1 rRNA gene is annotated in these 347 nt (G+C 44.1%); it reads right to left on the reverse strand.

Features of this window, described 5'->3' with window-relative positions:
- Nucleotides 1-93 (reverse strand): 5S ribosomal RNA (gene rrf / locus OA79_RS17855); the annotation flags it as partial.
- Nucleotides 94-347 lie beyond the last annotated feature (254 nt).

Genomic DNA, 347 nt, shown 5'->3' on the forward strand with positions numbered 1-347 from the left:
CATGGGATCCCCCACACTACCATCGGCGATGGCGCTTTTCACTGCTGAGTTCGGGATGGGATCAGGTGGTTCAACGCCTCTATGATCGTCAAGCAATTCGGTTTGCGTATCGTTCTGGTATGAGCTTGTTTGCTCTGTTAACCAAAACACGCGAATACGTTGCTTGGATCTTTAACAATTCATTTTGAAATAACGTGGATCAAGCGATAAACCAGCTTCAATCGTAATCTATGTGTCTTTTAGCTGTTGTCAGCTAAAAACTACTTTGGTGTTATATGGTCAAGCCTCACGAGCAATTAGTATTGGTTAGCTCAATGCCTCACAGCACTTACACACCCAACCTATCA

It is taken from the genome of Marinomonas sp. TW1 (assembly GCF_001625355.1).
GTDB lineage: Bacteria > Pseudomonadota > Gammaproteobacteria > Pseudomonadales > Marinomonadaceae > Marinomonas.